At 46.4% G+C, this 15,034-nt stretch carries 16 protein-coding genes; 1 reads left to right on the top strand and 15 read right to left on the bottom strand.

The genetic code is table 11. From position 1 onward, the window contains the following. Window positions 1–51 precede the first annotated feature (51 nt). Both AYR61_RS10155 and AYR61_RS10150 read right to left on the bottom strand, forming a co-directional pair. Window positions 52–1,863, bottom strand: a complete 1,812-nt coding sequence (locus AYR61_RS10155; RefSeq protein WP_065902873.1) for an FtsX-like permease family protein — start codon at window positions 1,861–1,863, stop codon at window positions 52–54. A gap of 10 nt (window positions 1,864–1,873) precedes the next feature. Next, window positions 1,874–2,629, bottom strand: a complete 756-nt coding sequence (locus tag AYR61_RS10150; RefSeq protein ID WP_065902869.1) for an ABC transporter ATP-binding protein — start codon at window positions 2,627–2,629, stop codon at window positions 1,874–1,876. Between the two features lie 61 nt (window positions 2,630–2,690). Between AYR61_RS10150 and AYR61_RS15190 the strand changes: the two genes are divergently transcribed. After that, window positions 2,691–2,930, top strand: a complete 240-nt coding sequence (locus tag AYR61_RS15190) for a hypothetical protein (RefSeq protein WP_156770477.1) — start codon at window positions 2,691–2,693, stop codon at window positions 2,928–2,930. A gap of 84 nt (window positions 2,931–3,014) precedes the next feature. Here the strand turns inward: AYR61_RS15190 and AYR61_RS10145 are convergent, their stop codons facing one another. The 13 genes from AYR61_RS10145 to AYR61_RS10085 form a co-directional block, all read right to left on the bottom strand. Next, entirely contained in the window at window positions 3,015–3,848 is an 834-nt protein-coding gene (locus tag AYR61_RS10145) for a MetQ/NlpA family ABC transporter substrate-binding protein (RefSeq protein WP_065902867.1), read from the bottom strand. 29 nt (window positions 3,849–3,877) lie between these two features. Continuing rightward, a complete protein-coding gene (locus AYR61_RS10140; protein ID WP_054710399.1) occupies window positions 3,878–4,561 on the bottom strand; it encodes a methionine ABC transporter permease in 684 nt (227 codons plus the stop codon). Next, window positions 4,554–5,588, bottom strand: a complete 1,035-nt coding sequence (locus AYR61_RS10135; protein ID WP_056987768.1) for a methionine ABC transporter ATP-binding protein — start codon at window positions 5,586–5,588, stop codon at window positions 4,554–4,556. The genes AYR61_RS10140 and AYR61_RS10135 overlap by 8 nt, the downstream gene beginning before the upstream one ends. Before the next feature lie 396 nt (window positions 5,589–5,984). Next, the gene (locus tag AYR61_RS10130; RefSeq protein ID WP_054710402.1) at window positions 5,985–6,287 is read right to left on the bottom strand and encodes a glycine cleavage system protein H; all 303 of its coding nucleotides are present in this window, start codon (window positions 6,285–6,287) and stop codon (window positions 5,985–5,987) included. Between the two features lie 55 nt (window positions 6,288–6,342). Next, window positions 6,343–7,572 (bottom strand): FtsW/RodA/SpoVE family cell cycle protein, encoded by a 1,230-nt coding sequence (locus AYR61_RS10125; RefSeq protein WP_065903906.1) that lies wholly within the window; start codon window positions 7,570–7,572, stop codon window positions 6,343–6,345. 72 nt (window positions 7,573–7,644) lie between these two features. After that, complete coding sequence (locus tag AYR61_RS10120) at window positions 7,645–7,863, bottom strand: DUF2969 domain-containing protein (RefSeq protein ID WP_056987769.1); 219 nt, start codon at window positions 7,861–7,863, stop codon at window positions 7,645–7,647. 206 nt (window positions 7,864–8,069) lie between these two features. Beyond that, on the bottom strand, window positions 8,070–8,345 hold the full coding sequence (gene yidD / locus AYR61_RS10115; RefSeq protein ID WP_054710408.1) for a membrane protein insertion efficiency factor YidD: 276 nt from the start codon (window positions 8,343–8,345) through the stop codon (window positions 8,070–8,072). Between the two features lie 11 nt (window positions 8,346–8,356). Beyond that, a complete protein-coding gene (mreB, locus tag AYR61_RS10110) occupies window positions 8,357–9,367 on the bottom strand; it encodes a rod shape-determining protein (RefSeq protein ID WP_065902865.1) in 1,011 nt (336 codons plus the stop codon). 121 nt (window positions 9,368–9,488) lie between these two features. Next, window positions 9,489–10,793 carry a UDP-N-acetylglucosamine 1-carboxyvinyltransferase gene (gene murA, locus AYR61_RS10105; RefSeq protein ID WP_065902864.1) on the bottom strand — a complete coding sequence of 435 codons (1,305 nt, stop codon included), beginning with the start codon at window positions 10,791–10,793 and terminating at the stop codon, window positions 9,489–9,491. Window positions 10,794–10,816: 23 nt separating this feature from the next. After that, a complete protein-coding gene (locus AYR61_RS10100) occupies window positions 10,817–11,047 on the bottom strand; it encodes a DUF1146 family protein (RefSeq protein WP_056987771.1) in 231 nt (76 codons plus the stop codon). Window positions 11,048–12,242: 1,195 nt separating this feature from the next. Further along, window positions 12,243–12,671, bottom strand: coding sequence for a F0F1 ATP synthase subunit epsilon (locus tag AYR61_RS10095; RefSeq protein WP_065902863.1), 429 nt, complete (start codon window positions 12,669–12,671; stop codon window positions 12,243–12,245). Window positions 12,672–12,683: 12 nt separating this feature from the next. Continuing rightward, window positions 12,684–14,096, bottom strand: a complete 1,413-nt coding sequence (gene atpD, locus AYR61_RS10090; protein WP_065902862.1) for a F0F1 ATP synthase subunit beta — start codon at window positions 14,094–14,096, stop codon at window positions 12,684–12,686. Between the two features lie 21 nt (window positions 14,097–14,117). Further along, window positions 14,118–15,011: a F0F1 ATP synthase subunit gamma gene (locus tag AYR61_RS10085; RefSeq protein ID WP_054710455.1), complete on the bottom strand. Its 894-nt coding sequence runs from the start codon at window positions 15,009–15,011 to the stop codon at window positions 14,118–14,120. Window positions 15,012–15,034: the final 23 nt, after the last annotated feature.

Here is a 15,034-nt window from a genome sequence, read left to right as displayed (position 1 = left end):
GCTTTTGACGATGTTCCTTTCCTAACATTTGTTTGAGACGACCGCTCACGCCTAATTATTAATCTGAATCTTCGGCAATACGATTCGTTCGTAAAGTCTCACAGTAATCACATAGTAACTAATATACAACAGAATAAAGATTGTAAATGGTATCCAGAGCTGATCGTACGGATTTATCATTAATAAGGTAAACAATTGTAAGCCAAACAGGACGTGAATGACACCAACGATTCCCGGCAGAATGAACAACACCCCGACTTCTCGGTTGATCGACCGGCGCAAAACGCTGGGACGTGTGCCCACTTTGTTGAGCATCATGTACCGTTTACGGTCGCTTGTAGCGCCGCTTAAGATCTTAAACATCAGGCAACTTGCAAGCATTGCAAGAAAGGCGATTCCTAAGAAGAGTCCCATGAACTCCAGGCCACCATAGAGCGCGGTACCCAACACAAGCATGCCGTACCCGCCAGGAAGAACAGTGCCCGCAGCAAGAGACTCACTGTTTTGAATCGTTTTAAGGGCTGCTTGGCTGGCTTTTAAATTGGTGACTCTAAAGACTAACAGGTGGTGCGTGGTCCCCTTCATTTGAGCAAATTTAGCCGCTGAGACCACCTTAGCTGTCTTTGTCTGCTGCTGTCCAGACTGCAACATTTCAAGTGCTACCGGATCTTTTTTCAATTGGTCAACGCTCACCGTTCCATAGCGCACTGCAACATGACTGCGGTGCTGTTTTTGCATTTCTGCTAAGGTCGTTGTTACCCGTTGAACAGGATGGGCCTTCAGTTCAGCTGCATTGTAATAGACAGTCGTGCGCGTTTGTTTCTGCTGATAAAGGGCCTTAGTGGCAAGGTGCAACCGGTCAACGCACGATTGAGTCACTGGTTTTGGATCCGGAATTGCCATGGTGTATGGCGAATTAACATTTGCCATGAGATCGATCTGCCGGTGAAAGCCAATGCCGACTGTAATTGCACCCAACGCTAACGCAAATAAAATGGAAACGATCGACAGCATTTTAGTGTAATTACGAATCCGAAACTGTAACTGCGACAGGGTAAACGTGTTTAAGCCCCTATTCGCCCATGAGGTCCGCTTCAATAACAGCACGAGCCAAATGAAAACAGCGTTAAATAAGAAGTACGTCCCAGCCACGATGGTGACCAGCGCAATGAAAATACCGATCAGCCCAATCGTTTGGACGTGAGCCATGCAGTAGTAGCCCACTGCTAACAAGACAAGCCCGACGATTACTTGAATCAACTGGGCAACGGGCCGCAGAACGGGACGGTTAGGCTGCTGATCACCCTTCAACAGTTGAAGGACTTGCGTTTTAGTGAGACTCAACCAGTTCACAATACCCGCAATCATAAACAGGCCAAGGTAGAGATCGATCGTGGTCAACACGGCTGGTAGATAGAACGCACTGAAGTGTTTAAGGTGACTCCCAATGACGACAGACATCATCAGATTTCCTAGCGTACTGGTAAGCAACCAGCCGACCAGGATTCCGATCACGCTGGCGATGACGCCTATGACCATGGTCTCCAGTAAGATCAGTTGACCAATTTTACGTTGTTTGGCCCCAAGCATCATAAACATCCCATAATCATGTCGGCGCATGCTCATTAAAAACGAATTCGCGTAGAAAATGTACACCAGCGTAATGATCGTTAGCAACACAGCACCCAGTTGAAAAATAATACTAGCGCCTGACACCGTGGTGTTATTTTTAATGAACGACTGGTTCGTCGCGAGGGCCTCAAACATGTAGAAAATGGCACTGGACATGACCAGTCCTGAGAAGAGGACAACGTAATCTTTAATGCGGCTCTTAATGCCCGCAAATGCTAATTTTACTAACACGGCGCCCCTCCTAGTTAAATGTCCCTAGCGTATCAAGAATTTCTTGATAAAACGCTTGTTGTGTCCGGTCTTCACGATGCAGCGTCTGGCCGATTTGGCCATCCTTAATGAACAAAATACGCTGGCAATAGCTGGCCGAAAACGGGTCGTGGGTCACTAATAAGACTGGGACCTGTTGATCATGATTAACGGCCGTCAACATTTCCAGGAGGTCGCGGGCACTGTTTGAATCAAGTGCCCCGGTCGGCTCATCACCAAACAGGATGGCCGGCTTTGAAACGAGTGCCCGCGCTGCTGCCACCCGTTGTTTTTGGCCCCCAGAAATTTCCGTTGGGTACTTGGAAAGTGTCTCGGTAATCGTCAACTGCGCCGCAACCTTTTCCACGGCTGTCTTGATTTTTGTACCCGCAATATTTTGAAGAGAGAGCGGTAAAGCAATATTTTCATAGTTCGTTAAGTTTTCAAGCAGGTTAAAATCCTGGAAGATAAACCCGACTTTTTTTGCCCAAAAATCAGCAATTTGGTTGCCTTTAAGCGTCGTGACATCCAGTTGGTCAATGGTCACCTGGCCACTCGTCGGTTGGTCCAGGGTCGCAAGAATGTTCAGCAAGGTTGACTTACCAGAACCGGAAGCCCCCATTATGCCGACAAATTCTCCAGGTTGAACATCAAACGTGATGCCCTTTAAGGCTTCGTATTGTTTCTCCCCCGCCTTGCCATAGGTTTTGTGAAGGTCCCGTACTGAGACAACTGCATTCGCGTTCATTTGAATTCCCCCGTTAGTCTTAATTGGTTAGTTACTTGTGTAGTTAACTATAAGGGGTTGGGTGAGAAAAGTCAAATTTCAGAGTGGTCCTGACGGTGGATTTGGGTATAAAAAAACTGCCAACGCTTGGTTGACAGTTTTTGGTGGTGATTTTGAAGTTGTTCTTTTTTCAGTTGTGATTGGGTCAGGACGTCTTGCATTCTCTTTAAAAATGCTCATTTTATTAGAGAATGCCTCTTGCGACGCGCTTTCTGGCCTCCGTGCCGAAACGAGTTCCGCAAGGCAAGGGGCTACTGCCTAAGCAACTTCCGGCACAAAATCCAAAACCGGGATTTTATGCCGAAAGTTACTTAGGCTCCGCCCCTTAAACGCCTTGCTCCACTCTCTAGTATGCCTTCGCCGGCAACACTGCACCCTTATAGTGGTTGTAGATCCACTTTTGTGTGCTCTTTGATTGCAATGCCTTCATCAACTTCTTGATGGCTGGCTTGTTTTGGTCACCCTTACGGACAGCCACGCTGTTGACGTATGGTGATGATTTCTTTTCAGTTGCGATGGCATCCTTACGAGGATCCAAACCTGCTTGCACAGCGTAGTTGGCGTTAATGAAGACCACGTCACCTTCACCCTGCTTGTAGATTGTTGGCATCAACTTCGGTTCGTAACTGTGCTTGAACTTCAGGTGACGAGGATTTGACGTAATATCTGAGAAGTTGGCAGTGGTGATATCAATGCCCTTCTTGATCTTGATCAAACCAGCATCCTTCAACAGCGTCAACACACGACCGTAGTCAGGCGTGTTGCTGCTGACAAGGATCGTTGACCCATCCTTAACATCCTTTAAACTCTTGTACTTCTTTGAGTAAGCTGAGATGGGTTCCAAATGAACACCACCAGCGCTAACCAATGTCCCGTGGTTTTCCTTGTTCCACTGGTTTAAGAAAGGCATATGCTGGAAGTAGTTAGCATCCAGTTCCTTGGCAGCCAATGCCTTGTTAGGCATTACGTAGTCTTGGAAGACTTTGATCTTTAAGTTGACGCCTTCCTTTTTCAGTTGTGGTTGCACATGCTTCAAAATTTGAGCATGAGGCACAGCTGAAGCCCCAACAGTGATGGTTGTCATTTTCTTTGAAGATGACGACTTACTGCCACAACCCACTAACAAAACGGCCGTTGCCGCTACACCTAACACACCTAACACACGTTTGGATAATCTCATGATAATTCCTCCCAAATAGTTGTTTTCTTTTACAATGTCCGTTTATCAATCCGACGAACAAGAAAATCTCCAATAAATTGAAATACAAACACGATCAAAACAATAATCACAGTCGCCACTAACACAATGGTGTTATTGTTGGTCTCAAACCCGTCGATGTATGCCAGGTTACCTAGACCACCAGCCCCAATGGCCCCAGCCATTGCGGTGTAGCCGATCAGTGAGATCGTCGTAACGGTCGCTTCAGAAACAAGCGCCGGCATACTTTCTGGTAACAAGACCTTTAAAATGATCTGCGTCTTATTGGCCCCCATGGCCTCAGCCGCTTCAATCACCCCGTGGTCAATTTCGTGAAGGGCCACTTCGACCATCCGCGCATAAAACGGGGCCGCTGACACGATCAACGAAGGTAACGCCGCTGTGGGACCAATGATCGTCCCCACGATATTCTTGGTGATGGGCAATAATAGCAAGATCAAGATAATGAACGGAATTGACCGGAAAACGTTGACGAAGAGTGACACTAGCCAATTCAATGCCTTTGCCAAGAAATTGTGACTATCGGCTGTTTCAAACAGCAGCAGTCCTAATAGGATGCCCAAAATAACGACGACGACCATGGAGACGAGCGTCATCCAAATCGTTTCCCATGTGGCGCCCCACATGCTGCCCCAATCGACTGTATGGAACGCAAAGTATGAGCCATTAGTCATGGTGAATGACCTCCGTTTCTACCCGCATCTTCTTTAACAGTGCCTGGGCACCGTCGATGCTTTCTTGTTCCCCAATCAGTTGCAGGAACAGCGAACCAATGGCGCCTTCTTGCGTCTGATGAATGCTGCCTTCAATAATGCTGACCTGAAGATCAGGGTACTTATGAATCATCTCAGACACAATTGGTAACTTGGCTTGATCGCCATGAAAGACCAGTTGGAGCAAAACGCCCTTTGGATAGTTCTTGATCAGGTCATCAATAACAACGTTCGTATCGGCAAGGGATGGGTCAACTTCCTCGTTGACGAACCGCTTGGTGATCTCCTGTTGTGGATTCCGGAAGACGTCAAACACGGTACCGCGTTCAACAACCTTCCCTTCTTCCATAACAGCCACGTGATCACAGATCTTACGAATCGCGTGCATTTCGTGGGTGATCAAGACGATCGTCAAATTCAATTCCCTATTGATTTTAAGCAACAGGTCAAGCACTTCATCCGTTGTTTGCGGATCCAGCGCACTAGTCGCTTCATCTGAAATCAGAATTTCAGGGTCATTTGCCAACGCTCTGGCAACCCCGACCCGTTGCTTTTGACCACCAGATAATTCTGACGGATAAGACTTTTCACGACCATTTAACCCGACAAGGTCAACTAATCGCTGGGCCTTTTCTCGGCGCTCTTTCTTGCCCACGCCGGCAACTTCCAACGGAAACATAACGTTTTGAATCACGGTTCGTGACCACAACAGGTTAAAGTGTTGGAAGATCATCCCGATCTTTTGGCGTTTCTTTCGCAGCGCCGTCCCGCTTAACTCTGAGATCTTATCCCCATTAATATCGATTGCCCCGCTGGTGGGTGTTTCCAATCCGTTTAGCATCCGCACCAGCGTCGATTTTCCGGCGCCGGAATAGCCGACGACCCCGTATATCTCGCCGTCTTCAATGTTAAAGTTAACGTGCTGAACGGCATTTAACGTGCCATCCTTCGTTGTAAACGTTTTGGACACATCTTTGAATTCAATCAACGGATATCCCCTCCTTTTCATCACTATCACTTGTACTCATTATCAAATAAAAAACGCCTCGCCCAACTAGTCTACCACTAGTTAAGGACGAAGCGTTTCGCGTACCACCTTAGTTCGTTACTGCCTCACAGCAGTAACCTCAATGAGTCATCTCATGACTCAACGCGATAGTGGACGTTACCCAGTTGCGGCTCATTAAAAACTCACCGTAACAGTGCCTGCAAGACCATCTTCAGCCATGTATCGGGATTCCCTCTCACCTAATAGGAACTCTCTAAACCCGTTGTCCGGCCTACTCATCTTGCCACTTGGTATTCAATTCAAGTCAATGACAAAAGTATACTCAGCTCAATTCTAAAAGTCAAGCAACATTTATCATCAAACTGTCATTTTGTCTTAGGCAGTTTGGATGTCTACTAACCAAGCATCGTCTTCACTGGCACTGTTTAAGGCCTCAAAGTCGTTGTCCAGTTGTGGGTTAACAGCAGCAACAGTGCCGCTTACGGGACTGTCGATGTCAGAAACAGCCTTTTCAGCTTCAACACTGATCAGTGTTGCGCCGGCCTTAACTGCATCGCCAACCTTTGGTAAATGTGCGAACTTGATGCTACCCAGTTCGTCTTGGCCAGCCTTGGTCAAGCCCACGCGGGTCTTACCGTTAATCTCTTTTGTCCAAAAGTAAGTTGCTTGTTCGTTCATTATCCTTCACCTCAACATCAAATTTGTCGCCCAACAGTGATCATTTTGAGATCGGTTATTCAAAATCATCACTGCGGCTAAACATGTAACTCTTATAATGATAACGCATCGACATGATTAAGCCAATACCGATCATGTTCCCAATCAATGCCGATCCCCCTTGACTAACAAATGGTAATGGAATACCAGTCAGTGGCAGGAGGCCAATACTCATCCCAATGTTTTCAAACGTATGGAATAGGATCATCATAATGATCCCGGTCGAAATATAAGCGTAGAAAACATTCTTCGTATCAAACGTGACCCGAATCATTTGATAAATTAATAGGAAATAAAGCAGAATCAGCAAACAACTGCCGACAAACCCGAAGTTTTCACCAATAACGGAAAAGATCATATCGGATTCACGCACGGGGACGTAGACCTTTGAAACGTCAAATCCGGTACCAAACACGCCACCAGATCCAACGGCTTTCATACTTTGCCAAAGCTGATAACTTTGGTTAGATGTCTCACCTGATGGATTCAACCAGGTATCGATTCGTGAAAATTGATAGGCTTGAAAGCCCAAATGCTCAAGAATCGTTCGCCCACTTGAAGTGACCACCAGTAGTAATACGCCACCGCCAATGGCACCACCACCAACAAATATTGGCACTAGAATTTTCCAGGTAATCCCTGAAATCAAGGCCAGTCCTGCAAAAATAGCAAAGAACACCAGCATCGTCCCAAAGTCGTTTTGCAATTTCAATAACACTGGAATTGGAATTGTCCAAGCCAGCATTTTGCCAAGTAATGTAAAGTCCGTCCGCACTGTATGATGATAGTACGTATGATTATGATCACTGATGACTCGTGCCATCATCAAAACATAAGTCGGTTTCATAATTTCTGACGGCTGGAACGTTAAGGGGCCGATAGCGAACCACGATTTCGCACCCGTTGAAGCGGCATACGATCGACTGTAAAACACCAGCACCGAGGCTAACAGAAGAATGCCTAGCCAGTAGGCAATGGGCGCGACCTTCCATAATTGTTCCGAGTCAAATTGCATAATGATCACGACGGCGATAGTCCCAATAATGTACCATGCCACCTGAGAAATCATTTCTGACTTTATATTCACGGCACTTGAATCGTGGGTAGCGGCAACATAGATTGAAGCTAACCCAATAATTGATAACATTAAAACGCAAAAAATAACGCCATAATCAATTCTTGAATCCTCTTCGTTTTTATTTTCACGAAGCTCTTTTGCCAAAGCACGCCCTCCTTCCACACTCATCATCTATTATAAGCATTCGTGAGTGTATTGCGATTTTCTAACTAGGCATTTAAGCCTTTTTTAGAAAACGGCTTAGTGGTGTAAATTGTAGGCTTGGATGAGGTATTCGATCCCGTCATCCTGTGTTTTGACCTTAACTGGCTGGTCGCCTTCAATATCGACTTCAAACGTTTTATCTAAGGGTTTGATCACGCCGATCACATCATCTTTGATTGAGACTTGAAGGACCGTTAATTCCCCTTGTTGCACTTCGTCAATGGCAACACCAATTGGTTGATTTTTTTTGGACATACGAAACTCCTTATTTTGTTTTTCATGCAAACGAAATCGTGCACGATTCCTATTTTAACGCATTTAACCCGTGGAAGAAAGCAGTTATAGGCCGCTTAGAAAATCTGTTAGGCTCGGCCACATAAGAGGACTCAGCTAAATAACCGCTATGGTTTCAGCTGAGTCCTCTTATCCCCTCGGAAAAACCGGTATAACGGTTCCCGTGGTTACTTTAATTTCATTTCTTCGAGGTAAGCCATTTCGGCTGCCTTGTTTCTTCGGAGGCTAAAGTGATCCGGCACTGGATCATAGCCGCCATGGACGAGCGGATTACACCGCAAAATACGGGCAATGCCCATCAGTGCACCCTTAATTGCACCATGTTTTTGCAACGCTGTCAGCATATAGCTGGAACAGGTTGGCGAATAACGACAAGTTGGCGGAAACAACGGTGAAATAAACCGCTGATACCCGCGAACCAGTACCATTAGGATCTTTTTCATATCAGCCTCGCTTACTTATTGGCTTTACGACTCTTCTTTGAATTCGTATCCATGTGTTCAAGTAACACACCAGCACCCTTAGCCACGTTATCCAATGGACTGTCAGAAATAACAACCGGCACCTTGAGCCGGTCAATAAAGAGCTTGTCGATGCCCTTCAGCAACGCACCACCACCGGTCAGCATGATCCCCCGATCGATGATATCAGATGCCAATTCAGGCGGCACGATTTCGAGTACTTCCTTGGCAGCATTCACGATTTGATCCATGACAACGCCAATTGCTGGCCGAATTTCCTCAGCCGTAATTTCTACTGACCGTGGCATCCCCGTTACGGAGTCGCGTCCACGGACTTCAAGGCTGTCCTGGTCGTTTTCATCTGGATAGGCTGACCCAATTTGAATCTTAATGGCTTCAGCTGACCGCTCACCGATCTGCAGGTTGTGCTGGGTCTTCAGGTAGTTAATGATGTTGACGTTCAACTCATCACCGGCAACCCGGATGGACTTGCTAGCCACAATGTCACCCAGTGAGAGGACGGCAATATCACTCGTCCCACCACCAATATCGATCACCATGTTCCCGCGAGGTTTGAAAATATCCATGCCCGCACCAACAGCGGCAACTTTTGGTTCTTCTTCAAGGTAGACCTTTGCCCCACCAGACTTTTCAGCAGCCTGAATGATGGCCCGCCGTTCAATCTCAGTAATGTTGGTTGGCGCACAGATCATAATGTTTGGCTTTGACAAAAAGCCCTTCACATTCAGCTTACTGATAAAGTATAACAGCATGCTTTCAGTAATGTCAAAATCTGAAATAACCCCATCCTTCAATGGTCGAATTGCCCGAATGTTGCTTGGTGTCCGCCCAACCATCCGGTAGGCTTCTGAACCGACTGCAAGCACCTGGTTCGTCTTGGTGTCAACGGCAACCACTGACGGCTCGTTTAACACAATTCCCTTACCCACTGCGTAGATAAGAACATTGGCAGTTCCTAAATCAATACCAATATCTTTAGCCATCCTAAATAATTCCTCCTGAACTTATTATCTCAACCGTTAATTATAGCATAGCCCATAGAAAGGGACTATGACTCGATAAAAAAGATGGGGCAATTTAACCCCATCTTTACTTAATTCATCATTAATCCTTGGTTGCAGTCTTTAAAACAATTTCTTCTTGGGCTGGCACAGAGACGCGTTCGATCTCAGCACCCAGCGCAGCCAACTTCTTGTGGAAGTCATAATAGCCGCGATCCAGATACTTGAGGTTCGTCACTTGGGTGTACCCGTTAGCAACCAATCCTGCAAGCACTAGCGCTGCCGCAGCTCGAAGATCAGTCGCTGCCACTTCGGCACCGTTGAACGACGTCGGCCCATATAACACAACGGTCCGGCCTTCGATCTTGAAATTGGCATTCATCCGCCGAAGTTCTTCAAGGTGCATAAAGCGGTTTTCAAACACGGTTTCAGTCAACGTACTAGTGCCATTGGCTGCCAGTTGTAGCACTGACATTTGTGGTTGCATATCAGTTGGGAACCCTGGGTGCGGCATTGTTTTGACGTTGGTTGGGGTCAAGACCTTAGGACCAATGACCCGAACACCAGCATCTTCATCAATGACCTTTGCACCCATTTCTTCCAACTTAGAGATCAATGGCTTATTGTGTTCTGAAATCGCATCCTGAACCAGAATGTCCCCCTGTGTCAGGGCAGCAGCGACCATAAAGGTGCCCGCTTCGATCCGGTCTTGAACAACGTGATGAGTCGTGCCATGTAAGGCAGTGACACCATCGATTCGAATCGTTTCTGTCCCAGCACCACGAACCTTGGCACCCATCTTGTTTAAGACATTTGCCAGATCCACAATTTCAGGTTCGCGCGCAACGTTTTCAATGACCGTTGTGCCCTTCGCCATCGTTGCGGCTATCATAATGTTCTGGGTCGCACCAACACTTGGGAAGTCCAAGTAAATTTTTGTCCCTACCAACTGATCGGCCTTAGCTTCGATGTAACCGTCCTGTTGATTGATTGTAGCACCCAAGGCTTCAAACCCCTTGAGATGTAAATCAACTGGCCGTGAGCCAATGGCACAACCGCCTGGCATCGCAACACGTGCATGTCCATAACGCGCTAACAGCGGCCCCATGACCACGATCGACGCCCGCATTTTTGAGACGTATTCAAACGGTGCTTGGGTCGATAGTTTTTTGGCCGCATTAAGCCGCACAGTATTCCGTGCTTCGTCAAAATCGACATCTAAATTCAAAAATTTTAAAACATTATTCATCGTATAAACGTCCGACAAGATCGGTACGTTTGTTAAGACCATTTCATCGCGTTCAGCAAGGATTGATGCTGCCAATATTGGTAGTACCGCATTTTTTGCGCCTTCAATATGTACAGATCCCTGTAGACGATTTCCGCCATGCACAATGATTTTTTCCACTTTAATTCCCTCCACGTGTCACGTTACTTAACGATGTAAATTAAGTTACGGACATTATCAATAAAATTCAGGAAAAAAGAACTGCAGGTATATCCTACCGTCACAGACAGCATCACAATTAACACCCGCGCCTGTGTTGGGTAGAGCCTCATAAGATTTTCAATGTGCAATTTTTGAATACTCCAAAAAGCAACAAAGATAAAAATAAAATGACTGATTAGAGTCAAGAGGGCCTGTGTCCCGATTGTTCGCATAAGCTAACTTTCCTTTCCGCATTACCTCTAAAATATAGCATAGTTTCTAGGGGTTGTCGCTAGTTACGTGTCATTTGTAATATTACGAATTCACTTGAGCCGTGCAATTACGACACATAACCTGATTATTGTTTGTGATTTGCTAATTGGTGATGTTGTCCGTTTAGAGCCCTGCCTCTGACGGGATAATGCACATGCCGAATCGCTGTGATAGCAAGTGACGCCGATGACGCTTTCACATTGTCGGATTTAGTGGTCATAGTTGTACGTAGCAAAGACATGCCTTTGTTTTCTCCTGTCTGACTGTCATAGAGGCTTATTGCTTATTACAAGTAGTTTGGAATAGTGGTTGTGTTGATTTTGTTGGTAGCCGGATCGTGGTCGGTTATTGATGTGTAAAAGAACTGAGAGCCGTCACACCGCCTTTCGAATTTCGGAGACTTTACAAATTGTTTGCCCACTTTTCGGCTTAGTTGAATCGAGTTCTAGAAAGAATCTTTTGATTGCTAGGTGAGGTAAATAGTGCTGACAAGTTGCTTCGTTTCACCGTTCGCCCCCAACAGGTGGAGGTGAGGTCGCTTTCCGGCCTGCAATGCTAAACGGTTCTGTTACGCTACGATACTTGTAATCGTCATCATCGGTGATGCCGAGAAATCTCTTGATCAATTGTTACCAGAGTCTACAACGTGTGAAAAGCATTGCTGTCAATGGGCTTACTAGCAGTCGAGGGCGGATTCTCTGCAAGCCTGGATTAACACCATTGAGAGGCTTAACCACCGTGGAAAAAGTAAGCTCAATATCAGTGGAATGGCGTAATTTGGCACGGAGCTGTGGTGTCGACATCAGTTAGCGACCGTTTTCTGGTCGGTTACTGATGTGCGAGTCGACTGAGATCCACTCGAGAGCCACGCAGTGGAAATCGAGTTAGCTCAGTCGCGAGCCACTACACGGAGTGCCAAATTGCGGAATGCAACGGACAACACTACATACTATTTGATTCTTACTACCTACTAGGCTACCGAGTGGAAACGCGTTCAGCAAGGCACGGGGCTAACGTGTAACGGACTCTGGCAAAAATGCCAAGTTCGGGCATTTCTGCCAGAGTCCGTTACACACCGCCCCTAAACCGCCTTGCTTCACGCTCTAAAAAAAGCACCCAAACCCTAAGGTCTGAGTGCTTTCATCATAGCCAATATTATTTACCAGCAACGTTAATTCGGTTAATTGCTCGGCGAAGTGCTACTTCTGCCCGGGCCGAAGCGTCGCTATCCTGTGCTTGTTGTGCTTCTTGAATCCGTGCTTCAGCACGTTTCTGAGCATTCTTAGCACGGTCAACGTCGATATCAGCCTGACATTCAGCCGTATCAGCGACAATCGTTGCCGTATTTTCAGAAAATTCAACGAAACCGCCGTTAACAGCAATTTCATCAGTTTCCTTACCGTCAACTGATTGGACACGAGCTTCATCAACCGCCAATGAGGCAATAACAGGAACGTGGTTCGGCATGATCCCGAGTTCACCAAGCTGCGTCTTAACGACGATCAGGGTCGCTTTCTCGTTATCATAAACCTTACCGTCGGGGGTTACGATACTAACGGTTAAAACCGATTGAGAATCAGCCATTTAGAACCCTCCTTAGTTGTTCAGGTTTGCCTGCATCTTTTTAGCGTTTTCGACAACGTCTTCGATTGGGCCGGCGTTACGGAAGGCATCTTCTGGAAGATCATCGTACTTACCTTCAAGGATTTCCTTGAAGCTACGAACAGTGTCTTCAACAGAAACGTATGAACCTGGGACACCAGTAAATTGTTCGGCAACACTAAATGATTGTGACAAGAAGAATTGGATCCGACGAGCACGGTTAACAATCGTTTGTTCTTCATCAGACAATTCATCCATCCCTAAAATAGAGATGATATCTTGTAACTCACGGTAACGTTGCAAAACATGTTGAACTTCAGTGGCCACTTCGTAATGTTCTTGACCGACAACTTCTGGGTCAAGGGCAGTTGAAGTAGAAGCCAATGGGTCAACGGCTGGGTAGATCCCTTGTTGCGTCAATGCACGTTCCAGGTTGGTGGTAGCGTCCAAATGGGCGAAAGTCGTCGCTGGCGCAGGGTCGGTATAATCATCGGCAGGAACATAAACGGCTTGAATAGAGGTAATTGACCCCTTCTTCGTTGACGTAATCCGTTCTTGCAACTGACCCATTTCAGTAGCCAACGTTGGTTGGTAACCAACGGCTGAAGGAATCCGGCCAAGTAAGGCTGAAACTTCCATCCCGGCTTGAGTAAACCGGAAGATATTATCAATAAATAACAGCACATCTTGGTCCTTAACATCACGGAAGTATTCCGCAATCGTTAAGCCGGTCAAAGCGACCCGCATCCGGGCACCAGGTGGCTCGTTCATCTGACCATAGACCATGGCCGTCTTTTCAAGAACACCTGAACCTTTCATTTCGTAGTACATATCGTTACCTTCACGGGTCCGTTCACCGACACCTGTGAAGACAGAAATACCGTTATGACCTTGCGCAATGTTGTGGATCAATTCTTGAATTAAAACAGTTTTACCGACACCGGCACCACCGAACAACCCAATCTTACCACCACGCACGTAAGGTGCTAACAAGTCGATAACTTTAATCCCAGTTTCCAAAATTTCAGAAGTTGGGTTCAATTCGTCGTAACTAGGCGCGTCACGGTGAATTGGCATTCTTTCGGCATCTGGGCCGAATTCGGCACCGCCATCAATGGGATCCCCAAGAACGTTAAACACACGACCTAACGTGTCATCGCCAACGGGTACGGTAATTGAAGACTCAGTGTTTTCAACTTCCATGCCCCGACGAAGACCATCAGTACCATCCATGGCAATTGTCCGCATAACCCCGTCCCCTAATTCAAGGAGCACTTCGGTTACAAGGAAACTGCCATCATCCTTCATAATGTGAAGGGCAGTATTGATATCGGGTAATTTATCGCTCAACGGGAATTCAACGTCGACAACTGGTCCGATAACTTGAACAACTTTACCAGAACTCATTATGCGTTAATTCCTCCCGTCTTAATTATTTAATGCCTCTTGCCCACCAGTAATTTCAGTAATTTCAGTCGTAATTGCTGCTTGACGGGCACGATTATATCGCAACTCAAGTTCGCCGATAAGGTCGGTTGCATTATCTGAAGCCGACTTCATGGCGTTCGAGCTAGATGCATGTTCTGACGTTTTCGCGTCAAGGATTGCACCAAAGACCAAGCTCTCTGAGTATTGTGGCAAAACGACAGCCAACACTTCTTTTTCGGAAGGTTCCATGTCGTAGCTCGCAGTCAGAGGCGCAGTTTCAGTTTCTTCAGAAGAGTCGTTAGACAACGTTTCACTGTCAACTGGCAGCATCTTATCCGCCCGGAAGCGGGAGACCAACCGGTTTACAAAATGATTGTAGCAAACGTACAGTTCGTCGAAAACGTCATTATCATACATTGAAGTCACGGTTTTGACAATTTCACGTACTTCATTAAACGTTGGCACGTCGCTGACACCGCGGTATTCATAAGCCACGTTGTCGCCGCGCTTCTTGTAAAAATCAGCACCAGTTCCGCCGACCGCAAGGATCATGTGTTCACCATCAGTATTATGCTGTTCGATGAACGCATTAGCCTCACGTAAAACGTTACTGTTATAACTGCCGACCATTCCTCGATCAGAGGTAATGACCAAATAAGCCGTTTTTTTCGACTCCTTGGATTGCGAATCGCTCGAGGAATCACCTAAAAGATGAGATTTTGCGAGATGCATCACAACAGCCTTAACTTTGGCCACGTAGTCTTGGTAACCGACTGCCGCTTTTTGAATCTGGCTCAACTTTGAAGATTGAACCATCTGCATCGCCGTCGTGATCTGCCGTGTATTCTTTGTTGAAACAATGCGACGTTGGACGTCACTCATTGATTCAGCCATGAGCACTCACCATCCTTCCTCAA

Source organism: Secundilactobacillus paracollinoides, assembly GCF_001702155.1.
Lineage (GTDB): Bacteria > Bacillota > Bacilli > Lactobacillales > Lactobacillaceae > Secundilactobacillus > Secundilactobacillus paracollinoides.
The sequence above is the reverse complement of the archived record's forward strand: the minus strand, read 5'-3'. Positions and strand labels throughout refer to the sequence as shown.